Below are 24375 nucleotides of genomic sequence, written 5' to 3'. Positions count from 1 at the left end.
GGCGTCACTGTGCGGCAATATGAAGATCACATCCCTCGTTGCCGAGCGGATGGCGCAAGGGTTCACACCGATGGCCCCGAAGTGCCACGCTGAGATCATGGACGATCACCTGGAGCTCCTGGAGCAGCTTCGCGCGGGTCTGCCGGACGAGGCGCTGATCACCGACCCCGACGTCACCGCCTCCTACGCCCACGACATGGCGAGCTTCTGCGAAGCCGGCGCCCCCGCCGTCGTCGTGCTGCCGCGCACCGTCGAACAGGTCCAGCACATCATGCGGACCGCGACCGACCTGCGTGTCCCCGTCGTGCCGCAGGGCGCCCGCACCGGCCTGTCCGGCGGGGCCAACGCCAGCGACGGCTGCATCGTGCTCTCCCTCGTCAAGATGGACCGCATTCTGGAGATCAGCCCCGTCGACCGGATCGCCGTCGTCGAACCGGGGGTCGTCAACGCCGTGCTCTCCCGGGCCGTCGCCGAGCACGGCCTCTACTACCCGCCCGACCCGTCCAGTTGGGAGCAGTGCACCATCGGCGGCAACATCGGCACCGCCTCCGGCGGCCTGTGCTGCGTCAAGTACGGTGTCACCGCCGAGTACGTCCTCGGCCTCGACGTCGTCCTCGCCGACGGCCGCCTGATGCGCACCGGTCGCCGCACCGCCAAGGGCGTCGCCGGATACGACCTGACCCGTCTTTTCGTCGGCTCGGAGGGCAGCCTCGGTATCGTCGTACGGGCCGTGCTCGCCCTCAAGCCCAGCCCCCCGCAGCAGCTCGTCCTCGCCGCCGAGTTCCCCTCCGCGGCCGCCGCCTGCGAAGCCGTCTGCGAGATCATGGCACGTGGCCATGTGCCGTCCCTGCTGGAACTCATGGACCGTACGACCGTCCAGGCCGTCAATAAACTGGGCCACATGGGCCTGCCCGAATCCACCGAGGCCCTGCTCCTTGCCGCCTTCGACACCCCCGACCCGGCCGCCGACCTCGCAGCCGTCGGCGAACTGTGCACCGCGGCCGGCGCCACCCAGGTCGTCCCGGCCGAGGACGCCGCCGAGTCCGAAATGCTCCTCCAGGCACGCCGGATGTCCCTCCCCGCAATGGAGACCATCAAGTCCGCGACGATGATCGACGACGTGTGCGTGCCGAGGTCGAAGCTCGGCGCGATGCTCGACGGCACCGCCGCCATCGCCGCCAGGTACGGCCTCACCATCGGCGTGTGCGCGCACGCCGGCGACGGAAACACCCACCCCGTCGTCTGCTTCGACGCGGCCGACGAGGACGAGTCCCGGCGCGCCCGTGAATCCTTCGACGAGATCATGGCCCTCGGCCTGGAACTGGGCGGCACCATCACCGGCGAACACGGAGTCGGCGTCCTGAAGAAGGAATGGCTGGCGCGCGAGCTCGGACCGGTGGGTCTGGAGATGCAACGGGCCGTCAAGCAGACCTTCGACCCACTGGGCATCCTCAACCCCGGCAAACTCTTCTGAGTACCCGGCGCAGGTCTTACGAGCCGTGAGCCACGGGGAGGGAGCGGAGTTGCCCGGAATCCTTACGCGACTTTCGCCGACGATCTGTCGTTGACCGGAAAGGGGCTCATACGGCGGGACCGGCCCAGGGCCGTGTCATGGTCTGGTAGATGTGGATGTCTCCCTCCCCGAACGAGGCCATCGAGCAGATACGGGACCAGTCATGAGCGCCCCCACTCCGGTCAGCGGCGACGGCAGCCCCAGCGCGGGCTACTACCCCGACCCGTCCATCCCCGGCTACGTCCGGTTCTGGAACGGCGCCGCCTGGGTCCCGGGCACCAGCCGTCCCGCCCCGCCTGCCGCTGCGCCTCCGGCGCAGGTCGAGGAGACGGGCCCGGTGTTCCTCGACGAGGAACCCCCCTCCGTCTCCTGGGGCACGCCCGAGCCGCAGGACACCCCGGGGCCCACGCTGTCGGACCCCCGGGGGACTTCACCGGACACCGGCCCGGCCACGGCCACGTCGGGCGCCGGCGGGTCCACGTCCGAGGACGCCCCGGCCGGTGCGGGCGTCACCCTGGACGCCCGGCTGCCCGCGGACACCGGCCCAGGCATCGACACCCGCCCCGCAGCGCCGGTCTGGCCGGAGGCGCCCGGCAGCGCTTCCGCGCCCGGCGCACCGGAGGCGCACGGCCGGCTCGAGGGAGCCACGCGGGACACCCCTGCCGCCCTGGCCTCCACACAGACCGGCAGGCCGGGCACGGCCGGCGAGGGCCCGGACGCGGGCGCCGCGACGGGCGTGCCCGGCCGGCGGAGCGCGCCCCAGCCGCAGGCCGCGGCATCCACAACGTGGCCGGAAGCCCCGGGCAGCCGCCGGGAGCCGGCGCAGCCGGGCGGCCCCGCCGCCGAGGCCGCCCCGTCCCGTCCGCAGACGCGGCCCCCGGCGTCCGCGCACACCGCCGCCCCGGCGCGGACGGGGTGGCCGGAGGTCCCGAGCAGCCGCCCGGCGCCGGACCGGCAGCCCGCGGACCGGGCGCAGGCGTCGTGGCCGCAGCAGGTGCGTCAGCTCGCGCATCCCGAGCGGCAGTCGCAGCAGTCGCAGCAGCCCGTCGTGCCCTGGAAGCCGCCCGCCGACGACCCCTTCACGCGGGCGGCACGGGCACAGGCCGCCACGCGTCCCGCGGGCCTCGGCAGGCGTTTCGCGGCGCGGATCGTCGACACCCTCGTCACCACCACCGCCCTGGGCGCGGTCGCCATGCCGCTCGTGTCCAGGACGGCCGACCACATCCACCAGAAGATCGAGGCGGCCAGGCTCTCGGGCCGAACCGTCACGGTCTGGCTGCTGGACGGCACCACGGGCACCTACCTCGGCATCGTGCTGGGAGCGTTTCTGCTGATCGGCGTTCTGTACGAGGTACTGCCGACCGCGAAGTGGGGCCGGACGCTCGGCAAGAAGCTGTGCGGAGTCGCTGTGCGGGGCATCGAGTCGCACGAGCCGCCGGCGTTCGGCGCGGCACTGGGCCGCTGGCTGGTGTACGGAGTGCTCGGCCTGCTCGCCGTCGGTGTCGTCAACGTCCTGTGGTGCGTGTTCGACCGCCCATGGCGGCAGTGCTGGCACGACAAGGCGGCCCGTACGTTCGTGGCGGCAGACCGCTAGTGCTGTGGCCGGAAAGGTGGCCGGAAAGGTTTGCCGGGAAGCTCGCGGCTCCCCCAGCTACCTCCCCCAGCTACCTCCCCCAGCTACCTCCCCCAGCTACCTCCCCCAGCTACCGCTGGGGGTGCCCCCAGGGTGCCCCCAGGTGCGGTGCATCGCAAGGCGGAGGATCGCAGCTCGTACTTGGCCGTACTCGCGCGATGCGACAACGGTGGGGGTACCTCCTGTGCCCGAAGGGCTACGGGGGAGAGGTGCCGTGCCTGGGGGCACCTCCCAGCGGTAGCTGGGGGAGCGTCGCGAGCCGGCGAACCTTTCCGGTCACAGCACCAGGTGCCGCGACCGGCAACGTGTGCCCGTCAAGGAGCGGCGTCCGGTGCGTGCGATCGCAAGGCGGCCGAAGACCCTTGTAGCAGCGCTCCTTGGGCTTTCGGCCAACGCAGCGAACGTGCGTGCCCGGGGGCACCCTGGGGGATGTGGCTGGGGGAGCATCGCGACGGGGCAAACGTTGCCGGGAGGGGCACTAGGCCGAATGGCAGGCGAGCCGTTGCGCCACCCCCCGGGGCGCGGTGCACTACGGCCATGAGCACCGACCAGCCGCCGCCCGACCAGCCGCCGCCCGGCCCCCCACCGGGCGGGCCGCCCCCGCCCGGGGAGCCGCCGTACGGCCCCCCGCCCGGGGAACCCCCGTACGGCGGCCCCCCGTTCGGCGGACCCGGCGGACCTTACGAGTACGGCGGCCGCGACCCGCTCGCGGGCATGCCGCCGCTCGCGGACACGGGCAAGCGGATCCTCGCCAGGATCGTCGACTTCTTCATCGTCATCATTCCGCTCTACCTGATCTCGCTGCCCTTCGGCGGCGCACTCGCGGTCAACCGGGACAGCAGCGACGATCTCGGCAGGACCTTCGGCCAGGCGTACACGGGCGCCCAGCTGGTCTGGTCGCTGATCGCGGTGGTGGCGTACGTCGGCTACGACACGTACTTCACCCGGAGCAACGGCCAGACCCTCGGCAAGCGGCTGATGAACCTGCGGGTCGCCATGCTCAAGGACGGCAGTGTGCCGGACATGGGAACGTCGCTGATCCGGGCCGCGGTGCTGTGGCTGCCCGCCCTGCTGTGCTGCCCCTGCCTGTGGTGGCTGATCATTCTGGTGATGATCCTGGTCGACAAGCCCTACCGGCAGGGTGTGCACGACAAGGCGGGCAAGACCGTGGTGGTGTCGACCGCTTCAGCCGTGCAGTGAGTGCTCAGGAGCGGCGGGGATCTGCGCCTCGTTCATCTCCACCCGGTCCGTACGAGCCGCACGGGCGTCGCGGGCCCTGCGTGCCGCCCGCATCGCCGCCGGTGTGGGTACCGTCAGCGCGACGAGCAGGCCGAGCGCGAGCGCCGCGGACACGATGACGGCCACCCCCAGGCCCGAACTGGTCCTGGAGAGCAACAGCATGGCGACGGTCGAGATGACGACGGTGGCCGAACCGTAGGCGAGCTGTGCGGCAGTCGGACGCGGCATGGCGGTATCCGTCCTGGGAGCGTCGGGTGGGGAGTCTCTCAACTTGCTCGGGTCGCACCGTCAAGTGACTCTACGACGGTCATTCCCCGAGCGGAACAGTCGGTAAGCGTGACCTAACCCACGGTGCCGGTGCACAGGGGGGCGCACGGAGTCATTCCGTATCGCGATGGACGACGCCGGCGGCAGGTTGTCCGGCATGCCGGAGTGTCCGATTTCCGGTGTCAGGCTGTCGCATAGTGCACTTGACCTGCGCAAGTCAAGATCTGTTTTTTCTTCGCCAACTCCGGTCGAATGTCGTCACTTGACACGCGAGCCGCGCCGAGGGCCCCTCATATCCGGACGTTTCAGGTCCGAGCGGGCGGCTGCGGGAGGGGAAAATCTCAAGTGACTTCCAAGAGAAGCGCGTTCCGGGCTGCCGCCGTTGTCGTGGCCCTCGCCGCCACGACCGCCACGGCTTCGGCCTTCGCCGTCGCCCAGGCCGACGACCAGAAGACCGGTCCGGCCGGCACCACCACCGCCGAGGTCCGCAACCCGGACCCGGCCCAGGACACCGAGCACGACCTCGACGGTCCGTTCAGCAAGAAGCAGGAGCAGCAGCGCCAGGCCGCGCTGGAGAAGGTCCTCTCGGGCGACGCCACCGTGCAGCAGCGCGGCGCGTCCAAGGTGGTCAAGCTCGGGGACAAGAAGTACGTCGAGCTGGCCCGCGAGAAGACCGACAAGATCTTCACGATCCTGGTCGAGTTCGGCGACAAGGTCGACAACACCACCCTGGTCGACCGCAAGGACGACGACACCGACGAGCTGAAGCCCAAGTTCGGCGGCCGGCCCGGTCCCGCGCACAACCAGATAGCCCAGCCCGACCGGACCAAGGACAACTCCACGGCCTGGCAGGCGGACTACAACCAGCAGCACTTCCAGGACCTGTACTTCGGTACGGGCGCCGGCAAGCACTCGCTGAAGACCTTCTACGAGAAGACCTCCTCCGGCCGTTACTCGGTCGACGGCCAGGTCTCCGACTGGGTCAAGCTCGAGTACAACGAGGCCCGTTACGGCTCCGACTGGTGCGGCCAGCACAACTGCTCCAACGTCTGGGACACCGTCCGCGACGGTGTGACCGCCTGGTTCGCCCAGCAGAAGGCCGCCGGCAAGACCGACGCCGAGATCAAGGCGCAGCTGGCCCAGTACGACCAGTGGGACCGTTACGACTCCGACGGCGACGGCAACTTCAACGAGCCCGACGGCTACATCGACCACTTCCAGATCGTCCACGCCGGCGAGGACCAGTCCGCGGGCGGCGGCGTCCAAGGCGACGACGCCCTGTGGGCGCACCGCTGGTACGCCTACGGCACCAACGCCGGCAAGACCGGTCCGGAGAACAACAAGGCCGGCGGCACCCAGATCGGCGACTCCGGCATCTGGGTCGGCGACTACACCATGCAGCCCGAGAACGGCGGCCTCGGTGTCTTCGCCCACGAGTACGGCCACGACCTCGGTCTGCCGGACCACTACGACACCTCCGGTGCCGGGGACCAGTACCGCCGGGCGATCGACAACTCCACCGGCTTCTGGTCGCTGATGTCGTCCGGCTCCTGGCTGGGCACGGGCAAGGACACCATCGGTGACATGCCCGGCGACATGACCGCCTGGGACAAGCTCCAGCTGGGCTGGCTCGACTACGACAAGGCCAAGGCCGCGACGAAGTCGACCCACAAGCTGGGCGTCTCGGAGTACAACACCAAGGACCCGCAGGCGCTCGTCGTCGAGCTGCCGGACAAGAAGGTCACCACCACGGTCGTGAAGCCTGCCGAGGGCGCCACGCAGTGGTGGAGCGACATGGGTGACGACCTCAAGAACACCCTCACCCGCTCCGTCGACCTCACCGGCAAGTCCACGGCCTCCCTGGAGCTCCAGGGCTGGTGGGACATCGAGGAGGAGTACGACTTCCTCTACGCCGAGGTGTCGGTCGACGGCGGCGCCAACTGGAAGGCGCTGGACGGCACCGCCGACGGCGCGCCGATCACTCGTGACGGCGGCAACGCCCCGGCCCTGACCGGTTCCTCCGGCGGATACAAGAAGCTGGCCTACTCGCTGGACGCCTACGCCGGCCAGAAGGCCGACGTCCGCTTCCGCTACCAGACGGATGGCGGCTACGCGCTGAAGGGCTTCGCGGCCGACGACATCAAGGTGGTCGCCGACGGCGCCACCGTGTTCTCGGACAACGCAGAGGGCGACGACAACGGCTGGACCGCCAATGGCTTCTCCCGCGTCGGTGAGTCCTTCACCAAGGACTACCCGCAGTACTACATCGCGGAGAACCGCCAGTACGTCTCGTACGACAAGACCCTCCAGGTCGGCCCGTACAACTTCGGCAACCGTGCCGTGGAGCCACGCACGGTGGAGCACTACGCGTACCAGAACGGTCTGCTGGTCTGGCTCTGGGACACCTCCCAGAAGGACAACAACGTCAGCGCCCACCCGGGCGAGGGCCGCGTCCTGCCCGTGGACGCCCACCCCGAGCCGATGAAGTGGTGGCACACGTACACCAGGAACGGCGTCGAGAAGACCGAGCTCGTCCCGATGCCGAGCCGTATCCAGGCCTACGACTCCACCTTCGGCTTCCAGCCGACGCAGGGCTTCACCCTGCACAACCAGGGCAACGAGGCGCAGCTGCCGTCGCTGGCCGGCAACCCGGTCTTCGACGACCGCAACGGTGTGTACTGGTACGAGGAGAGCAAGCACGCGGGTGTCAAGGTCCCTGACACCAACACCAAGATCCAGGTCGTCAAGGAGCCGCAGAGCGGCAAGACGATCACCGTGAAGGTCGGCCCCTCCACCAACTGAGGCACATCTTCGCAGGTCGAACCATGATCGGCCGTCGCCCTCTGGCGGGCGGCGGCCGTTCGTGTTCAGATGCCTCTTGACCGCTTCTTATCGACAGGACCTCTCGCGGGGGAGACCGGATCCATGGCAGGCGGAGGTTTCAGCAAGCTCCCGAACGGCAGCGTGGTGGTCGCGATCACCCTGCCCAACCCGGTCGTGGAGGGCGCCAGCGTACGCATCCTGGTCCACGCGCTGAACCGGGCCCGCGCCCTGACCAGGCTGCGCAATCTGGGCCTGCGCGCGGTCTATCTGCGGGGCAACCTGGAGCCGCCCACCCCGGACGAGGTCACGGCCGTGCTCCACCACCCGGACGGCCTGCTCTGGCGCACCAGCCCACAGACGGTCCAGGAGCTGTGGCACCCGATAGCCGCCCTGCTCAGGCCTGCCCGGGTGGAGGGCCGCAGCCCCAGCCCGTCCGGCGTCTGAGGTCGGACGCTCCCCCCGGCCACCTCCCCCAGCTACCGCTGGGGGTGCCCCCAGGGGTGCCCCCAGGGGTGCCCCGGGCCCACCCCTGCGCGTCAGGCCTGCGCGCCCGGGGCCTGCACCGGCTTGCCGGTGAGCTCCACACCGGCCTCGCGGAGCTCCTCCAGGGCGCGCTCCGTGGTCGCCTCGGCGACCCCCGCCGTGAGGTCGAGCAGCACACGCGTGGCGAAGCCCTCGCGGACCGCGTCCAGGGCCGTCGCCCGTACGCAGTGGTCCGTGGCGATACCGACCACGTCGACCTCGCCGACGCCTCGCTCGCGCAGCCAGTCCGCGAGCGAGGTGCCGTTCTCGTCGCGTCCTTCGAAGCCGCTGTAGGCAGCGTCGTGCGCGCCCTTGCTGAAGACCGCGTCGACCGCTCCGGAGGCGACGGCCGGGGCGAAGTTCGGGTGGAATCCGACGCCCTCCGTGCCGGCCACGCAGTGCGCGGGCCAGGAGTCCACATAGTCGGGATGCCCGGAGAAGTGCTCCCCGGGGTCTATGTGGTGGTCGCGGGTGGCGACGACATGGCGGTAGCCGGCGGGCGCCTGGCCGATCAGCTCGGTGATGGCGGCGGCGACATCGGCGCCACCCGCCACGGCGAGGCTGCCGCCCTCACAGAAGTCGTTCTGGACGTCGACGACGATCAACGCGCGGTGCATGACGGGCGTCCCCTTTCTTTTTCCTTTTGTGGCTCGGTCCCCCCGGACTCCGTCCGGGGGGACCCCCACAGGGCGCTCAAGCGTGCGCCGACGGTCGACCACGCGGCGGCAGCCGCACATCGATGCAGCCTCGGTCCTCCACACGGCGGCAGCCGCATGTCGACTCCAGCCTCAGGACCTGCGCGCATCCCGGCTGCCTCCCCCAGACACCTCTGGGGGTGCCCCCAGAGGTGTCCCCCTTCACCGTGCCGATATGCGCCTCCGGCGCGTGGCCGCGTGCCCCTTCGGCTCACTCGCCATGGCGTGCCCCCACGGCGTCCCTCTTACACGTACTCCGTGGGAATGACCGGCTCGCCGCGGGACAGCTGGATCGCGGACATCGGCAGACCGGCCCGGGCCGCGATGTGCCGGTCGCGCGCCGCGTCCAGCGGCTCGCGGGCCACGACCTCGCCGCCCTTCATCAGCTCCACGACCAGCTGCCGGCCGGAGAGCTTCGCCGGCACGGGGCCGGTGCCGAGGACCTCGGCCTCGGCGACGCCGTCCTCGTCGACCCGGCGCGCGGCCCACTTGCGGCCGCCGATGGACGTCTTGCCGCCGCGTGCCTTCTTGGCCACCGGGACCAGCGGGGCCTTGGGATCCGTGGACTGGGCACGGGCGACCAGCTTGTAGACCATGGAGCAGGTGGGGTGGCCGCTTCCGGTGACCAGCTGGGTGCCCACGCCGTAGGCGTCCACGGGCGCCGCGGCCAGCGAGGCGATGGCGTACTCGTCCAGGTCCGAGGTGACCACGATCCTGGTCCGGGTCGCGCCCAGCTCGTCCAGCTGCTGCCGTACCCGGTGGGCCATCAGCAGCAGGTCCCCGGAGTCGATGCGCACGGCGCCCAGCTGCGTCCCGGCCACGTCCACGGCGGTACGGACCGCCTCGGCGACGTCGTAGGTGTCCACCAGCAGGGTGGTCCCCCGCCCCAGCGTGGCGACCTGCGCCCGGAAAGCGTCCCGCTCGCTGTCGTGCAGCAGGGTGAAGGCGTGCGCGGAGGTTCCGACGGTCGGGATGCCGTAACGGAATCCGGCGGCCAGGTCCGAGGTGGAGGAGAAGCCGCCGACATAGGCGGCCCGGGCAGCGGCCACCGCGGCCAGCTCATGGGTGCGGCGGGCACCCATCTCGACCAGGCGGCGGCCACCCGCGGCCACCGCCATCCGGGACGCGGCGGCGGCGACCGCCGAGTCGTGGTTGAGGATCGACAGGATCACGGTCTCCAGGAGCACGCACTCGGCGAAGGTGCCCTCGACCCGCATGATCGGCGAGCCGGGGAAGTACACCTCGCCCTCGGGGTAGCCCCAGATGTCGCCGTTGAAACGGTAGTCGGCCAGCCACTGCAGAGTGGCCTCGTCGACGATGGCGCGGTCGCGCAGGAAGCCGAGTACGCCGCTGTCGAAGCGGAAGTTCTCCACGGCGTCCAGGACCCGGCCGGTGCCCGCCACGACACCGTAACGGCGGCCCTCGGGGAGCCGCCGGGTGAAGACCTCGAAGACGGATCGGCGGTCCGCGGTGCCGGCCTTCAGGGCGGCCTCGAGCATGGTGAGCTCGTACTGGTCGGTGAAGAGGGCTGTCGACGGGACATCCACCGGCAGGCCAAGGTCCGCTGTGTTCATACGAGCGATGCTACTCGAATACTCGTCAGTTTGACGATTTCTAGGGCTGCCCCCGTTTGTGCGGCCACTCCCCGTCAGTGGCAGCATGGGGTAAGTGAGTGTCGCTCCTACTGAGATCACGCGCCCTGAGGCGGCGGAGGAGAGCTTCGCTGTTCCCGAGCCCGATGTGCCCTGGGTGACGATCGTCCACAACGACCCGGTCAACCTCATGAGCTACGTGACGTACGTCTTCCAGGCGTACTTCGGCTACACCAAGGACAAGGCCACCAAGCTGATGCTCGACGTCCACAACAAGGGCCGGGCGGTGGTGTCCAGCGGCAGCCGCGAGGAGATGGAACGCGACGTGCAGGCCATGCACGGATACGGGCTGTGGGCGACCCTGTCTCAGGATCGCGACTGATGGCCGGGAACTTCGAGCCGCTCAAGGGCGGCGGTGCGGCAGTCGCGCTCGACGAGGTCGAGATCTCCATCCTGCGCTCGCTCGGTGTACAACTGCTGGAGCTGATCGGTCCCGGCCAGGCGCCGGCCATGGGTGAGGATCCGCTCGCCGCGCTCTTCGCGGAGGGCCCGAGCGAGGCACCCACGGACCCGGCGCTCGCACGGCTCCTCCCCGACGCCTACGCCGACCCGGACGCGTCCGGGGAGCAGGACGACGAGCAGCGCGCCGCGTCCGCCGAGTTCCGTCGCTACACCGAGAACGATCTGCGGGCCCGTAAGCGCGACGACGCCCTCGCGCTCGTACGCACCCTCGATTCGCTCAACGTGACGGGTGAGGGTGGCGCGGTGCTCAAGCTGACGCCCCAGGACTCACGCCACTGGCTGGGCGCGCTCAACGATCTGCGGCTGACCATCGGCACCCGCCTGGAGGTCAGCGAGGACGAGGAGAGCGAGGACCTCTACCGGCTGCCGGACGGTGATCCGCGCAAGCCGATGGTCATGGCCTATCTCTGGCTGGGTGCGCTCCAGGAGACGCTTGTAGAGACACTCACCCCCTGAGAGCCCCTTACGTTCGCTCAGCGGACACTCGATTCCGGATAACGATCGCATCACCGAGTCGGCATGTTTTGCGGCTCGGTGTTCCTTTTGTCCGGTTCTTCCGATGATGTGCGCCACACTGCTCCGAACCGATCACTGTGAACACCGTGATAAATCTTCACGACCACCCGAGGGGCGCCACCCCTGCCCCCGGGGGCGCTTATGCCGGCTGACCGCCGGTAGCACTCCATATCCATCCCGGGGTTCACCCCGAAAAAAGGATCGTCACAGTCGGTCCGGAGCCACTGAAGAGCTCGGGTCGGCATGGAGAAAGGCGCACATCCATGACCTCAGTGCGGGTCGACAAGCATGACGGCAGTGAGGCCGTGCAGGACGGCCACTCCGGTCAGTCCGGTCACTCCGAGGGATACCAGCGCGGGCTCGGCTCTCGGCAGATCCAGATGATCGCGATCGGCGGTGCCATCGGCACCGGCCTCTTCCTCGGCGCGGGCAAGGGCATCTCCAAGGCGGGACCCAGCCTCATCCTCGCGTACGCCATCGCAGGTCTCGTCATCTTCTTCATCATGCGGGCGCTCGGCGAGCTCCTCATGTACCGCCCCGTGTCGGGCTCCTTCTCGGAGTACGCGCGCGAGTTCATCGGCCCCTTCGCCGGCTTCGTGACCGGATGGACGTACTGGCTCTTCTGGGTCGTCACCGGCATCACCGAGGTCACCGCGGCGGCCACCTACATGACGTACTGGTGGGACATCCCGCAGTGGCTCTCCGCCCTCGTCTTCACGATCATCCTCTACGCCGCGAACCTGATCTCCGTGAAGCTCTTCGGTGAGCTCGAGTTCTGGTTCTCCATGGTCAAGGTCACCGCCATCGTCGGCATGATCCTCATCTGCGCCGGCATCCTCACGCTCGGCTTCTCCGACGCCGGCGACACCGCGTCCGTCAGCCACCTGTGGAGCGACGGCGGCTTCTTCCCGCACGGCATCGGCAGCACGCTGATGACCCTGCAGATGGTCATGTTCGCCTTCCTCGCCGTCGAGCTCGTCGGCGTCACCGCGGGGGAGTCCAAGGACCCGAAGACCGTGCTGCCCAAGGCCATCAACACCGTGCCGTGGCGCATCGCCGTCTTCTACGTCGGCGCGCTGGTCATGATCCTCTCGGTCGTGCCGTGGACCAACTTCCAGCCGGGCGTCTCGCCGTTCGTGGCCGCCTTCGAGAAGATGGGCCTCGCCGCCGGCGCCGGCATCGTCAACTTCGTCGTCCTGACCGCCGCGCTGTCCTCCTGCAACTCCGGCATGTACTCCACCGGCCGCATGCTGCGCGACCTCGCGCTCAACAGCCAGGGCCCGAAGCTCTTCACCAAGCTGACGAAGAGCGGCACCCCGCTGGTCGGCACCACGGTCTCCGCCGCGCTGATGATGGTCGGCGTCTGGATCAACTACCAGTGGCCCGGCGACGCCTTCAACTACGTCGTCTCCTTCGCCACCATCTCCGGCATGTGGGCCTGGATCGTCATCCTCATCTGCCAGATCCGCTACCGCCTCAAGGCCGACCGCGGTGAGCTCCCGCAGTCGCCCTTCAAGGCCCCCGGCGGCATCTGGCTCAGCGCCTTCTCCCTCGCCTTCATCGGCATGGTGATCGTGATGATGGGCATCGACAAGGACGCCCGTATCTCGCTCTACTGCGCACCGCTGTGGGCCCTGATCCTGGGCATCGCGTACTGGGTGCTCAAGAGCCGCAACCCGGAGGCCGCGGCCTTCAGCAAGCGCGACCGTGTCCTGACGAAGGACTGAACCGTCCCGCTGTCCGGCATTCGGGCCCGTACGTACCGCACTCCGGTACGTACGGGCCCTTCTGCTTATGCTGGCCGACATGCTGACCCTCACCCAGGCCCTCCACGACGAGATCGTCGCGCATGCGCGCCAGGACCACCCCGACGAGGCGTGCGGCGTCGTCGCGGGACCCGTGGGCTCCGGACGCCCCGAGCGCTTCATCCCGATGTTCAACGCGGCCCGCTCGCCCACCTTCTACGAGTTCGACTCCGGGGACCTGCTCAAGCTCTACCGGGAGATGGACGACCGGGACGAAGAGCCCGTGATCATCTACCACTCGCACACCGCGACCGAGGCCCATCCCTCCCGCACGGACATCTCCTACGCCAACGAGCCCGGCGCCCACTACGTCCTGGTCTCCACCGCCGACACCGACGACGCCGGCCCCTTCCAGTTCCGCTCCTTCCGCATCGTCGACGGCCAGGTCACCGAGGAAGAGGTCGAGATCGTCGAGGCGTACGCCTGATCGGCCGTCCGGCCCGCGAAGACTTTCCGTAGTGCGATCGCCTGCGTTCCAGCATCCGAGATCACACTCCGGGGGACGGGCCGGGAATCGTTACGATGACCGCATGGTTTCCCTCGACGTGAGCAAGAAGGCGCCCCTGCTGGTGGCGCGCCTGCACGTCGACCTGTGCCGCCTGGCCGGCGCGATGTGTACGGTCCCCGCCGCCTGAGCCGCACCCGTGCCCGTACCGAGCACAGCCCGCACAGCCCCGCACCATCGCGCCAGCCGCGCACCCGCCTGCCTTCCTCCCGACAGGAGCCCACGCCATGGCCATCGAGGTCCGCATCCCGACCATCCTCCGCACCTACACCGATGGCGCCAAGGCCGTCGAGGGAAGCGGTGAGACCCTCGCCGAGCTCTTCGCCGACCTCGAGACCCGCCACGCCGGCATCCGGGCACGCATCGTCGAAGGCGACCAGCTGCGCCGCTTCGTGAACGTCTACCTCAACGACGAGGACGTCCGCTTCCTCGACGGCATCAACACCAAGCTCGCCGACGGCGACAGCGTCACGATCCTGCCGGCCGTGGCCGGCGGCATGGCCTGATCCCCATGCGGTACGACAATCCGCTGGCAGCCGTGGGCAACACGCCCCTCGTACGGCTGCCGCGGCTCTCCCCCTCCGACGACGTCCGCATCTGGGCGAAGCTGGAGGACCGCAACCCCACCGGCTCGGTCAAGGACCGCCCGGCCCTGCACATGATCGAGCAGGCGGAGAAGAACGGGCGGCTCACCCCGGGCTGCACCATCCTCGAGCCGACCTCCGGCAACACCGGCATCTCGCTCGCGATGGCCGCCAGGCTCAAGGGCTACCGCATCGTCTGCGTCATGCCCGAGAACACCTCACAGGAGCGGCGTGACCTGCTGACCATGTGGGGCGCCGAGATCATCTCCTCCCCGGCCGCCGGCGGCTCCAACACCGCCGTACGCGTCGCCAAGGAACTCGCCGCCGAACACCCCGACTGGGTGATGCTCTACCAGTACGGCAACCCCGACAACGCGGGCGCCCACTACGCCACCACCGGCCCCGAGATCCTCACCGACCTGCCGTCCATCACCCACTTCGTGGCCGGCCTCGGCACCACCGGCACCCTCATGGGCGTCGGCCGCTACCTGCGCGAGCACAAGCCCGACATCAAGATCGTCGCCGCCGAGCCGCGCTACGACGACCTCGTCTACGGCCTGCGCAACCTCGACGAGGGCTTCGTACCCGAGCTGTACGACGCCTCCGTGCTCACCACCCGCTTCTCCGTCGGCTCCGCCGACGCGGTGACGCGTACGCGTGAACTCCTCCAGCAGGAAGGCATCTTCGCGGGCATTTCCACGGGCGCGGCCCTGCACGCGGCCATCGGTGTCGGCAAGAAGGCCGTCAAGGCGGGGGAGTCCGCGGACATCGTCTTCATCGTCGCGGACGGCGGCTGGAAGTACCTGTCGACGGGCGTCTACACGGCCCCCACGACGGAAGCGGCCATCGAGACCCTCCAGGGCCAGCTCTGGGCGTAGCCGCGAGTCTCTTCCGAAGGCTCGGCTCTCCTTCGGACTTCGTTCCGGGGGGGAACCCCCACGGGGGGCTCAAGGCCGTGTCGACGGTCGATCACGCGCGACAGCCGCATATCGATACAGCCTCGGGTCCCTCCCGCGGCGGAGCCGCATGCCGGCACGAGTCCTCGGGACCCTGCGCGCTCCCCCGGCTACCTCCCCCAGCTACCTTCCCCTGGGTGCCCCCGGAGGTGCCTCCACTCCCTTTCACCGTGTTGATATGCGCCTCCGGCGCATGGAGCCGCGCCCCCTTCGGCTCACTCGCCACAGGGCGCTGCCCTACGCCGCGAGGTGACGGACCTGGTCCCACACCGCCGGGTCCACCACGCCCACCCGGCGGCGGAACTCCCACAGCGCCACGTCACGCAGTTCGTACGTCTCCAGAAAGCTCGCCCGGCCCCGGGCGTCGCCGACCGACCCCGGCGGCAGCGGGATCACCCCCGGCCGCTCGTCGGAATAGCGGCTGGTGATCTTCGCGACGACCACCAGGTCGCCGCGCACCGACAGCACCAGACAGGGACGGTCCTTCGCCCACCCGTCTCCCACCACCGCCCTGCCCGACGGGCTGCGCCCGGCCCCCCTTGATTCCGGCCCGTCCTCGAAGGGCACATTCGCCCACCAGATCTCCCCGGGCCGCGGCCGCCCCTTCGGCGCCCGCCGCGGTCCGGCCGGACGCCCCGGAGGGCGTACTCTGCCACCGGGCCGTATGCGGCTCCCGGGCCGGCGCCGTGCGCGCCCGTCAACCAGCGCCGCGACCAGCGCGATCGCCACCACCGCGGCAAGCGCGGGCCACCAGGATGTGTCCATACCCAGACCGTATCGGCGCACTCCCCACTTCGCTCGTTCCGCCCTATCAGGTGACAGCGCAGGTGAGTTCCCCCACAACGGTCCGACAAGGAGGAGCGAACAGTCCTTTTGCGCCTTACGCTCGACCAATCGCACGACCCCCGTCGCCCGTCGCGTTCCCGATTTCCGCCACGGAGGTTCACGCTCCATGAAGCTCACCGTCGTCGGCTGCTCGGGGTCGTTTCCGTCCGCGGAATCGGCCTGCTCGAGCTACCTCGTCGAGGCCGACGGCTTCCGGCTGCTTCTCGACATGGGCAATGGCGCCCTCGGCGAGCTGCAGCGCCACATCGGCCTCTACGACCTCGACGCCATCTTCCTCAGTCATCTGCACGCCGATCACTGCATCGACATGTGCGGGTACTTCGTGGCCCGCTTCTACCGCCACGGCGGCACCTGCGACCCCATCCCGGTGTACGGGCCGGAGGGCACCGAGCGGCGGCTCACCACGGCCTACGCGGACACGCCGTCGGACAAGGCGATGAGCGAGGTCTTCGACTTCCAGACCCTGAAGGCCGGCACCTTCGAGATCGGCCCGTTCTCGGTCCGTACGGAGAAGGTCTGCCACCCGGTCGAATCCTTCGGCATCCGGATCGAGCACGGCGGCAGGTCCCTCACCTATTCGGGTGACACCGGAGAGTGCGAGGCGCTCCTCGACCTCGCCGCCGGCACCGATCTCTTCCTGTGCGAGGCGTCCTTCACGCACGGCAAGGAGGACATTCCGGGCCTCCACCTCAACGGCCGCGAGGCCGGGGCCTACGCGCAGCGGGCCGGCGTCGGCCGTCTCGTCGTCACCCACATCCCGCCGTGGACGGACGCCCAGCAGAACCTCGCGGACGCCCGCGCGGTCTACGAGGGCCCGACGGAGCTGGCCGTGCCGGGCGCGGTGTACGAGATCTAGGGGGTCCGGGCGGGCCGCCGGCCCGCACCCCGGCCGCCGCGTAGCGGGCCGAACGCCCCGGCGTGGCCGCCCCCGAGGCCGTGCACGCAAAGGGCCCCGAGAGCGATCCGGTGCTCCCAGGGCCCCTGGCCGGGCCGGCGCGTCCTACTTCGCCTCGGCCTTCGGCAGCTCCGCCGGCTCCTCGTCGGACTCGCGGCCCGGCGTCGGCAGGTTGAACCTGGTGATCGCGAAGCGAAAGACCGCGTAGTAGACCGCCGCGAAGCACAGACCGACCAACGCCAGCCCCAGCGGGTCGGTCGCCTTGCCCAGGTTGAGCAGGTAGTCGATGGCACCGGCCGAGAAGCCGAAGCCGTCCCTCATACCGAGCGCCCAGGTCAGCGCCATGGAGACACCGGTCAGGACCGCGTGGACCGCGTACAGCACCGGCGCGATGAACATGAAGGTGAACTCGATCGGCTCGGTCACACCGGTGACGAAGGCGGTGAGCGCGAGGGAGAACATCATGCCGCCGACGACCTTGCGGCGCTCGGGGCGGGCGCAGTGGACCATCGCCAGGCAGGCCGCGGGGAGCGCGAACATCATGATCGGGAAGAAGCCCGTCATGAACTGTCCGGCGCTGGGGTCGCCGGCGAGGAAGCGGGCGATGTCGCCGCTCTTGCCGTTGTACTCACCGGCCTGGAACCACGGGAAGGAGTTCAGCAGATGGTGCATGCCGACCGGAATGAGCGCACGGTTGGCGACACCGAAGACGCCCGCGCCGACGGCCCCGGAGTTCACCAGGGCCTCACCCAGGCCGTGCAGGCCCTTGCCCAGTACCGGCCAGACGCAGCCGAAGACGATGCCGATGCCGATGCCCGCGAAGGCGGAGAGGATCGGGGTCAGGCGGCGGCCGCCGAAGAAGCCCGCCCAGTCCGGCAGTTTGGTGCGGTGGAAGCGCTGGTGGAGGAGCGCCACGACGGCACCCAGGACGACACCGCCGAGAACGCCGGCGTCGACGGCCTTCTCGACCATGACGATCCTGCCGTCCTCGACCGTCGCCACCTTGGGCAGGCTCGGGTCGGTGAACGTGGCGAGCACGTTTTTGAAGACCAGGTAGCCGGTGACGGCGGCGAGCGCCGTGGAGCCGTCCGACTTCTTGGCGAAGCCGATCGCGATGCCGACGGCGAAGAGGAGCGCCATGTTGCCGAGGACGGCGTCGCCGCCCGCGGCCATGAAGCTCGCGATCTTCTTGATCAACGCCGGCATCCAGGCCCGGCCCAGCATGTCGTCCTGGCCGAGACGGACGAGCAGCGCGCCCGCGGGCAGCACCGCGACCGGCAGCATCAGGCTCCGGCCGATGCGCTGCGCGACGGCCATCGCGCCGGATCCCTTCTTCTTGTCATTCGGCACGGGAAGTCACCGTACTCGCAAAGATGGGTCAAACCGTGCGTTAACGTGACACAACGGACCGGAGCAGGGAGAAAGACATGGCCAGCAAGGCTGAGAAGATCGTCGCCGGGCTCGGCGGTATCGACAACATCGAAGAGATCGAAGGCTGCATCACCCGACTCCGCACCGAAGTCGCCGACCCGGCCCTGGTCGACGAAGCCGCGCTCAAGGCCGCAGGCGCCCACGGCGTCGTCAAGATGGGCACCGCGGTCCAGGTCGTCATCGGCACCGACGCGGACCCCATCGCCACCGAAATCGAAGACATGATGTGAGCACCCGCCCCCGGGCCCACCCGTGAGGGCCCCGTTCCCCCGCTGCACGGCAGCCGGTACCACCGCGGAACAGGGCCTCACTCATGTGCGGCTAGGCTCAGCCCCATGTCTCGCATCGACGGCCGCACCCCCGAACAGCTCCGCCCCGTCACCATCGAACGCGGATGGAGCAAGCACGCCGAGGGCTCCGTCCTCATCTCCTTCGGCGACACCAAGGTCTTCTGCACCGCCTCCGTCACCGAAGGCGTCCCCCGCTGGCGCAAGGGCAGCGGCGAAGGCTGGGTCACCGCCGAGTACTCCATGCTGCCGCGCTCCACCAACACCCGCGGCGACCGCGAATCCGTCCGCGGCAAGATCGGCGGCCGTACGCACGAGATCTCCCGCCTCATCGGACGCTCCCTGCGTGCCGTCATCGACTACAAGGCCCTCGGCGAGAACACCATCGTCCTCGACTGCGACGTCCTCCAGGCCGACGGCGGCACCCGCACCGCCGCCATCACCGGCGCCTACGTCGCCCTCGCCGACGCCGTCAGCTGGGCCCAGAAGCGCAAGCTCGTCAAGCACGGCCGCCAGCCCCTCACCGGCACCGTCTCCGCCGTCTCCGTCGGCATCGTCGACGGCACCCCCCTCCTCGACCTCTGCTACGAGGAAGACGTACGCGCCGAAACCGACATGAACGTCGTCTGCACCGGCGACGGCCGCTTCGTCGAAGTCCAGGGCACCGCCGAGGCCACCCCCTTCGACCGCAAGGAACTGAACGCCCTCCTCGACCTCGCCACCGGCGGCTGCACCGAACTCGCCGCGATCCAGCGCGAGGTGCTCGCCGCGGTGCTCACCGACTGACAGAGTACGACTGGCAACCACGGCGCCCGGCGAGGCGTCCCTACGAGTGCGGGCGCACGGGCCGAACCGTGCGTCCGTCCAACCACCTGGGGAGGAAGCACTCCATGTCCGCGCGCCGCCGCACCGCCCTTGCCCTCACCACCGCAGCCGTCACCATCCCCCTCCTCGTCGGCTGCGGCGCACTCGACAAGGCCCTGGACTGCGTCAAGACCGCGGACGCCATCGCCCAGAGCGTCGACAACCTCCGGCAGGCCGTCTCCGACATCGCCGAGAACCCGCTCCAGGCGGAGCAGGCCCTCGACCGGATAGACGAGGAACTCGACAGCCTCAAGGACAGGACGGACGACGCCGACCTCGGCAAGGCCGTCGACGACCTCACCGACGGCGTCGACAAGGTCCGTACCGACATCAAGAACGGCGACGAAACCCCGGACATCACCCCGATAACCGACGCCGCCGCCGAGATAGGCAAGATCTGCACGCCCTGACGTGCACCGATACTGGACGGCATGACCCGCCTGATCCTTGCCACCCGCAACGCCGGGAAACTCGCCGAACTCCACGCCATCCTCGCCGACGCAGGTCTCACCCATGACCTCGTCGGCGCGGAGGCCTACCCCGATATCCCCGACGTCAAGGAAACCGGCGTCACCTTCGCCGAGAACGCCCTCCTGAAGGCCCACGCCCTCGCCCAGGCCACCGGCCTCCCCGCGGTCGCCGACGACTCCGGCCTCTGCGTCGACGTCCTCGGCGGCGCGCCGGGCATCTTCTCCGCCCGCTGGGCCGGCCGCCACGGCGACGACAAGGCCAACCTGGAGCTCCTGCTGGCCCAGCTCTCGGACATCGACGACGCCCACCGAGCGGCCCACTTCGCCTGCGCGGCGGCGCTGGCCCTCCCGGACGGCACGGAGCGCGTCGTCGAGGGCCGCCTGCGCGGCGTCCTGCGCCACGCCCCGACGGGCACGGGCGGCTTCGGCTACGACCCGATCCTCCAGCCGGACGGCGAGACGCGCACCTGCGCGGAGCTGACGCCGGCCGAGAAGAACGCGATCAGCCACCGCGGCCAGGCCTTCCGGGCGCTGGTCCCGGTGGTGCGTGAACTGCTGGGCTGACGCCCGGGTATGTCGAAGGCCCGGAACCTGACACTCGGGGCCCGGGCCTTCAAATCGAAGGTGTGCGGCCGGTGGGACTCGAACCCACACGGGTAAAAACCCACTGGGACCTAAACCCAGCTCGTCTCGCCAGTTCCGACACGGCCGCTAGCCGCCAGCCATCGTAGCGGCTGGCGGCTGCATCTGACACGCGAGCTCTAGGTGTACTGACCCGTGAGGTTAGGGACGCGGCTGGCGGGTGGTTGGCCCTTGAGCGCGGTGTGTCCGCGGTGGTGATTGTAGGTGTGCAGCCAGGCGGGGTATGCCTCGCGTCGCTCGGTCTCGCTCCGGTAGGGCTGTGCGTAGGCCCATTCGTCGAGGAGGGTGCGGTTGAACCTCTCGACTTTCCCGTTGGTCTGGGGCCGGTAGGGGCGGGTCCGCTTGTGTGAAATCCCTTGCTCTGTGAGGCAGTTGCGCCACAGGTGGGATTTATAGCAGGAGCCGTTGTCGGTCAGGACGCGTTCGACGGTGATCCCGGCCTGGGCGAAGAAGGCGTGGGCCCGCTGCCAGAATCCGACGGCGGTCTCCTTCTTCTCGTCGCCGAGGATCTCGCTGTAGGCGAGGCGGGAGTGGTCGTCGACGGCGTTGTGCAGGTAGCTGTAACCGACGCCGGAGCGGGTCTTGCGGCCGGCCTGGCGTCCGAGGGTCTTGTGGCCTCCGCCGTCGGGGATGTTGCCGAGCTTCTTGATGTCCACGTGCACCAGTTCGCCGGGGCGTTCACGTTCGTAGCGGCGTATGACGCGGCCGGTGGCACGGTCCAGGTGGGTCAGACGGGCCAGGCCGTAGCGGGTCAGGACCCGGTGGACGGTCGCGGGGTTCAGCCCGAGAAGGTAGGCGATGCGGGCCGGCCCCCACCGGCGCAGGACGCGGACCTTGATGATGCGCCGCTCGGTGCGGGTCGGGGTCCGGCGCGGGCTGCGCTGCGGGCGTGAGGACCGGTCGGTCATGCCTGCCTCGCCCAGCTCGAGGTAGCGGCCGGCCCACCGCTGGGCTGTCGTGGGTGAGACCTGGAAGCGTTCGGCGGCCCGGCGCAGGGTCCAGCCCTCGTCGACGACGCAGCGGGCCAGGCGCAGGCGGCCGGTTTCGCTCAGGGGTGCATTACGGTGGGGCACGAGGGCCTTTCTGTTGCTGGTGCAGATGTCGCAATCCACACCAGGCCAGAAGGCCCTCACCCATTTCAAGATTGGTCAGCCGTGACCCCTGTCACTGTCCACAACCTCCCGAGACAGAACATCTAGGCGGCAGGCTGTCGTTTATTCCGGTTCCGACACCACGTGTCTGTCAGTGCGTGGCAGTTGGGGCAGAGGTAGCGAAGGTTCTCCCGACGGTTGTCGAGCCAGTCCCCGTTGATGTGGTCGATTTGCAGAGTGATCGGCCTGCCCAGCCATTCGCCCTCGTTGCCGCAAGAGGCGCAGCGATACGGGACGCCCACCTCGGCGAGGGCGCGATGGAGCCGGTCGCGGTTCTCGCGGGATGCTCCCTTCGGGCGTACCCGGAAGACCTTGTCGGCAATGGGCTTGGGCTCGGCGGCTCGAATGGTGCCCCACGTCTGTCGCTTGAAGTGGGACGTGTCAAGGCCGAGTTGGAGCACTCGTCGTCTTACCCGGCGATGGTTCGTGTCGTTCACGGGTAGCTCTAGAGTGCGCACTGCGTCCGCGAAGCTCGTAGCGTTCGCGACGGCCTTGCGAACCTGCTCCTCCGGCAAGGTGAGCCGTCTGTTAGTGAAGTGGCTGATGTCGATGCCGCGCTTGTGGATCATGTGCCGCAGTGTGGCGCGGGATCGGCTGTCATCGGGTACCCCGAGGGCGCGGGCCACCCCGCGGATACTGTGCGCGGACGCGGCGGCCGCCTTGAGCTCGTCGTCGGTGAACGGCAAGTCGAGGGTTGCCCGGTTCAGGCCTGGGAAGTGGCTCACGTCGATTCCCGCCGCCGCGATCCGTCGCCGGATGTGCGAGAGCGTTCCGGTCGCCGGTGGCGCCCCGAGCTTCTGTACGACTTCGCGCAGCGTGGTGGACGAGGCGACCGCCTCGGCGATGGCCTTGTCCGGGTACTTGCGCCACGGGCTGCGTTTCTTGAAGTGGCTTGTGTCGAGGCCGAGTCTGGCGACCTTCTCCTGCAGGACACGGCGCTGACCGCCACTCTCCTTGAGGCCGAGGCGGCGCATCAGGTCGGCCCAGCCCCTCGCTGCGGCGACAGTGGCGGCCAGCCTGCCCGGCGCGTACGGGTCAGACATGGGCGCCACCCGTCAGTCCCGGCGTCACACAGGGCCGCCCAGGCGTGTGAGTTCCGTCTGGGCGCACGGTGAAGGGCGACGTATCCATGCCCCGCGTCGCGATGCGGCGGCTGATGTGGGTGTGGTTGCCGCCGACAGGGCTGATCCCCAGTCGCCGGACGACCTCCCTGATGCTCGTCGACGCGGCCACCGCCTCGCGGAGCTTCTCCTCGGTATGGCGCACGCGCCGCGTCGTGAAGTGTGAGCAGTCGATGCCCGCCTCGGCCATCCTGTCGCGCAGGTAGCGCCTGCTGCCCGGCGTCGGAGTGCCCCCGCACCATCGCACCGCGTCGTCGAAGTTCGTCGTCTCGCGTGCTGCCTCCGCGAGCAGCTCGCGGGTGTACCTGACCCCCATGGTTCCCCTCCGTCCCCCGGCCGCGTGTTCGCGACCTCGTACGGAGTAACGAACCGAATATCGGATGGTCACGACCGATATGCGGAAGGGTCCGCGCCGCTCACGCGAGCGGCGCGGACCCTTCCGTGCGGCCCGGAGCGTCTCAGATGCCCAGGTCCTTGATGATCTTCGCGACATGGCCCGTCGCCTTGACGTTGTACAGCGCGCGCTCGACCTTGCCCTCCTCGTCCACGATCACCGTGGAGCGGATGACGCCGGTGACGGTCTTGCCGTAGAGCTTCTTCTCGCCGAAGGCGCCGTACGCCGTCAGCACCTCCTTCGAGGGGTCGCCGACCAGCGTGACCTTCAGGTCCTCCTTCTCGCGGAACTTCGCGAGCTTCTCCGGCTTGTCCGGGGAGACGCCGATGACGTCGTAGCCGGCGCCGGCCAGCAGGTCGAGGTTGTCGGTGAAGTCACAGGCCTGCTTCGTGCAGCCGGGGGTCAGCGCGGCCGGGTAGAAGTAGACGATGACCTTGCGGCCCAGGTGGTCGGCGAGCGAGATCTCGTTGCCGTCCGCGTCGGGCAGGGTGAAGGCCGGCGCGGTGTCGCCGGGCTGGAGTCGCTCGCTCATCATCGTCTCCTGGTACGGGATCGGGAGGTACGCCCCCGAGCGTAATGGGGTGCCGAGCAGTGCAAGTGCGGCAGAGCTGACACACTGTCCATCAGGTAGGAACCCGAGACGACGACCATGGCCAGGACGGGAGGCAGCGCGGTGTCGGAAGCCAGGACCCCTGCGCAGATCGAGGCGGACATCGTCCGCAGGCGCGAGCAGCTCGCCGAGACGCTGGACGAGATCGGGGTACGGCTGCACCCGAAGACGATCGTCGGCGATGCGAAGGCCAAGGCCGCGTCGAGTGTGGACCGGGCCGTGGGCCGGGCGTCGGCGGCAGTGCACCGGTGCGTCCTCGAAGTGAAGGTGAAGCTGACGCACGCGGACGGGTCGCCGCGTCTGGAGCGGGTCGTGCCGGCGGCTGTGGTGGCCGTGGGGCTGGTGGGGCTGCTCGCCATGTCGTCGCGCAAGCGACGGGACTGACCCTCCCTCATAGCCCTTCGGGCCTGGGAGGTACCCCCCATGCGCGGACGCCGGGGGCGCGGGCAGGTAGGTTCGGTACGTGAGCCAGAACAGCACCCACCACGACAA

General features: G+C 69.6%; 26 protein-coding genes, 1 tRNA gene and 1 pseudogene. 18 read left to right on the top strand and 10 right to left on the bottom strand.

Annotated elements, in window-relative coordinates; genetic code table 11:
* Positions 1–97: 97 nt before the first annotated feature.
* From ABD858_RS12580 to ABD858_RS12570, 3 genes are all read left to right on the top strand, one after another.
* A complete protein-coding gene (locus tag ABD858_RS12580; protein WP_345036653.1) occupies positions 98–1474 on the top strand; it encodes an FAD-binding oxidoreductase in 1377 nt (458 codons plus the stop codon).
* 202 nt (positions 1475–1676) lie between these two features.
* A complete protein-coding gene (locus ABD858_RS12575; RefSeq protein ID WP_345036651.1) occupies positions 1677–3107 on the top strand; it encodes an RDD family protein in 1431 nt (476 codons plus the stop codon).
* 576 nt (positions 3108–3683) lie between these two features.
* Entirely contained in the window at positions 3684–4346 is a 663-nt protein-coding gene (locus ABD858_RS12570; RefSeq protein ID WP_345036648.1) for an RDD family protein, read from the top strand.
* Here ABD858_RS12570 and ABD858_RS12565 read toward each other — a convergent pair.
* Positions 4332–4613 (bottom strand): hypothetical protein, encoded by a 282-nt coding sequence (locus ABD858_RS12565; protein WP_345036646.1) that lies wholly within the window; start codon positions 4611–4613, stop codon positions 4332–4334. The two genes, ABD858_RS12570 and ABD858_RS12565, sit on opposite strands and share 15 nt — an antisense overlap.
* Before the next feature lie 384 nt (positions 4614–4997).
* Here ABD858_RS12565 and ABD858_RS12560 point away from each other — a divergent pair, with 384 nt between their 5' ends.
* Both ABD858_RS12560 and ABD858_RS12555 read left to right on the top strand, forming a co-directional pair.
* Complete coding sequence (locus ABD858_RS12560; protein ID WP_345036644.1) at positions 4998–7454, top strand: immune inhibitor A domain-containing protein; 2457 nt, start codon at positions 4998–5000, stop codon at positions 7452–7454.
* A 123-nt stretch (positions 7455–7577) separates the two neighbouring features.
* A complete protein-coding gene (locus tag ABD858_RS12555; RefSeq protein ID WP_345036642.1) occupies positions 7578–7919 on the top strand; it encodes a hypothetical protein in 342 nt (113 codons plus the stop codon).
* A 92-nt stretch (positions 7920–8011) separates the two neighbouring features.
* On the opposite strand, the gene ABD858_RS12550 is transcribed toward ABD858_RS12555, so the two are convergent.
* Positions 8012–8614, bottom strand: a complete 603-nt coding sequence (locus tag ABD858_RS12550) for an isochorismatase family protein (protein WP_345036640.1) — start codon at positions 8612–8614, stop codon at positions 8012–8014.
* A 323-nt stretch (positions 8615–8937) separates the two neighbouring features.
* Positions 8938–10266, bottom strand: coding sequence for a nicotinate phosphoribosyltransferase (locus tag ABD858_RS12545; protein WP_345036638.1), 1329 nt, complete (start codon positions 10264–10266; stop codon positions 8938–8940).
* Between the two features lie 94 nt (positions 10267–10360).
* Here ABD858_RS12545 and clpS point away from each other — a divergent pair, with 94 nt between their 5' ends.
* The 7 genes from clpS to ABD858_RS12510 all read left to right on the top strand — a co-directional run bounded on the left by clpS (position 10361) and on the right by ABD858_RS12510 (position 15094).
* A complete protein-coding gene (clpS, locus tag ABD858_RS12540; RefSeq protein ID WP_345036636.1) occupies positions 10361–10666 on the top strand; it encodes an ATP-dependent Clp protease adapter ClpS in 306 nt (101 codons plus the stop codon).
* A complete protein-coding gene (locus ABD858_RS12535) occupies positions 10666–11262 on the top strand; it encodes a DUF2017 domain-containing protein (RefSeq protein WP_345036634.1) in 597 nt (198 codons plus the stop codon). Before clpS ends, ABD858_RS12535 begins: the two co-directional genes overlap by 1 nt.
* 323 nt (positions 11263–11585) lie before the next feature.
* Positions 11586–13049: an amino acid permease gene (locus tag ABD858_RS12530; protein ID WP_345036632.1), complete on the top strand. Its 1464-nt coding sequence runs from the start codon at positions 11586–11588 to the stop codon at positions 13047–13049.
* A 79-nt stretch (positions 13050–13128) separates the two neighbouring features.
* On the top strand, positions 13129–13554 hold the full coding sequence (locus tag ABD858_RS12525; protein ID WP_345036629.1) for a M67 family metallopeptidase: 426 nt from the start codon (positions 13129–13131) through the stop codon (positions 13552–13554).
* Positions 13555–13657: 103 nt separating this feature from the next.
* Complete coding sequence (locus ABD858_RS12520; RefSeq protein WP_345036627.1) at positions 13658–13762, top strand: putative leader peptide; 105 nt, start codon at positions 13658–13660, stop codon at positions 13760–13762.
* Between the two features lie 97 nt (positions 13763–13859).
* Entirely contained in the window at positions 13860–14138 is a 279-nt protein-coding gene (locus tag ABD858_RS12515) for a MoaD/ThiS family protein (protein WP_345036625.1), read from the top strand.
* Between the two features lie 5 nt (positions 14139–14143).
* Positions 14144–15094 carry a PLP-dependent cysteine synthase family protein gene (locus tag ABD858_RS12510; RefSeq protein ID WP_345036623.1) on the top strand — a complete coding sequence of 317 codons (951 nt, stop codon included), beginning with the start codon at positions 14144–14146 and terminating at the stop codon, positions 15092–15094.
* 315 nt (positions 15095–15409) lie between these two features.
* Here the strand turns inward: ABD858_RS12510 and ABD858_RS12505 are convergent, their stop codons facing one another.
* A complete protein-coding gene (locus tag ABD858_RS12505) occupies positions 15410–15937 on the bottom strand; it encodes a type II toxin-antitoxin system PemK/MazF family toxin (RefSeq protein WP_345036620.1) in 528 nt (175 codons plus the stop codon).
* A gap of 187 nt (positions 15938–16124) precedes the next feature.
* Between ABD858_RS12505 and ABD858_RS12500 the strand changes: the two genes are divergently transcribed.
* Entirely contained in the window at positions 16125–16874 is a 750-nt protein-coding gene (locus ABD858_RS12500) for an MBL fold metallo-hydrolase (RefSeq protein ID WP_345036618.1), read from the top strand.
* A gap of 144 nt (positions 16875–17018) precedes the next feature.
* Here ABD858_RS12500 and ABD858_RS12495 read toward each other — a convergent pair whose 3' ends face one another.
* Positions 17019–18230, bottom strand: a complete 1212-nt coding sequence (locus ABD858_RS12495) for a PTS transporter subunit EIIC (protein WP_345044472.1) — start codon at positions 18228–18230, stop codon at positions 17019–17021.
* 95 nt (positions 18231–18325) lie between these two features.
* Between ABD858_RS12495 and ABD858_RS12490 the strand changes: the two are divergent.
* From ABD858_RS12490 to rdgB, 4 genes and pseudogenes are all read left to right on the top strand, one after another.
* Positions 18326–18574, top strand: a pseudogene (locus ABD858_RS12490) (PTS sugar transporter subunit IIB); the annotation flags it as partial.
* Between the two features lie 105 nt (positions 18575–18679).
* A complete protein-coding gene (gene rph, locus ABD858_RS12485; RefSeq protein WP_345036616.1) occupies positions 18680–19417 on the top strand; it encodes a ribonuclease PH in 738 nt (245 codons plus the stop codon).
* Between the two features lie 104 nt (positions 19418–19521).
* Positions 19522–19905 carry a hypothetical protein gene (locus ABD858_RS12480; RefSeq protein ID WP_345036614.1) on the top strand — a complete coding sequence of 128 codons (384 nt, stop codon included), beginning with the start codon at positions 19522–19524 and terminating at the stop codon, positions 19903–19905.
* Between the two features lie 21 nt (positions 19906–19926).
* A complete protein-coding gene (gene rdgB / locus ABD858_RS12475; protein ID WP_345036612.1) occupies positions 19927–20529 on the top strand; it encodes an RdgB/HAM1 family non-canonical purine NTP pyrophosphatase in 603 nt (200 codons plus the stop codon).
* A 63-nt stretch (positions 20530–20592) separates the two neighbouring features.
* Here rdgB and ABD858_RS12470 read toward each other — a convergent pair.
* The 5 genes from ABD858_RS12470 to bcp all read right to left on the bottom strand — a co-directional run bounded on the left by ABD858_RS12470 (position 20593) and on the right by bcp (position 23805).
* Positions 20593–20677 (bottom strand) — tRNA-Leu (locus tag ABD858_RS12470).
* A 49-nt stretch (positions 20678–20726) separates the two neighbouring features.
* Positions 20727–21680: an IS481 family transposase gene (locus tag ABD858_RS12465; RefSeq protein WP_345033722.1), complete on the bottom strand. Its 954-nt coding sequence runs from the start codon at positions 21678–21680 to the stop codon at positions 20727–20729.
* A gap of 122 nt (positions 21681–21802) precedes the next feature.
* The gene (locus ABD858_RS12460) at positions 21803–22801 is read right to left on the bottom strand and encodes an HNH endonuclease signature motif containing protein (protein WP_345036610.1); all 999 of its coding nucleotides are present in this window, start codon (positions 22799–22801) and stop codon (positions 21803–21805) included.
* On the bottom strand, positions 22794–23195 hold the full coding sequence (locus tag ABD858_RS12455; RefSeq protein WP_345036608.1) for a hypothetical protein: 402 nt from the start codon (positions 23193–23195) through the stop codon (positions 22794–22796). The genes ABD858_RS12460 and ABD858_RS12455 overlap by 8 nt, the downstream gene beginning before the upstream one ends.
* A gap of 142 nt (positions 23196–23337) precedes the next feature.
* Positions 23338–23805: a thioredoxin-dependent thiol peroxidase gene (gene bcp, locus ABD858_RS12450; RefSeq protein WP_345036606.1), complete on the bottom strand. Its 468-nt coding sequence runs from the start codon at positions 23803–23805 to the stop codon at positions 23338–23340.
* Between the two features lie 141 nt (positions 23806–23946).
* Here bcp and ABD858_RS12445 point away from each other — a divergent pair, with 141 nt between their 5' ends.
* On the top strand, positions 23947–24267 hold the full coding sequence (locus tag ABD858_RS12445; RefSeq protein WP_345044469.1) for a DUF3618 domain-containing protein: 321 nt from the start codon (positions 23947–23949) through the stop codon (positions 24265–24267).
* Positions 24268–24375: the final 108 nt, after the last annotated feature.

Source organism: Streptomyces sannanensis (assembly GCF_039536205.1).
Classification (GTDB): domain Bacteria; phylum Actinomycetota; class Actinomycetes; order Streptomycetales; family Streptomycetaceae; genus Streptomyces; species Streptomyces sannanensis.
The sequence above is the reverse complement of the archived record's forward strand: the minus strand, read 5'-3'. Positions and strand labels throughout refer to the sequence as shown.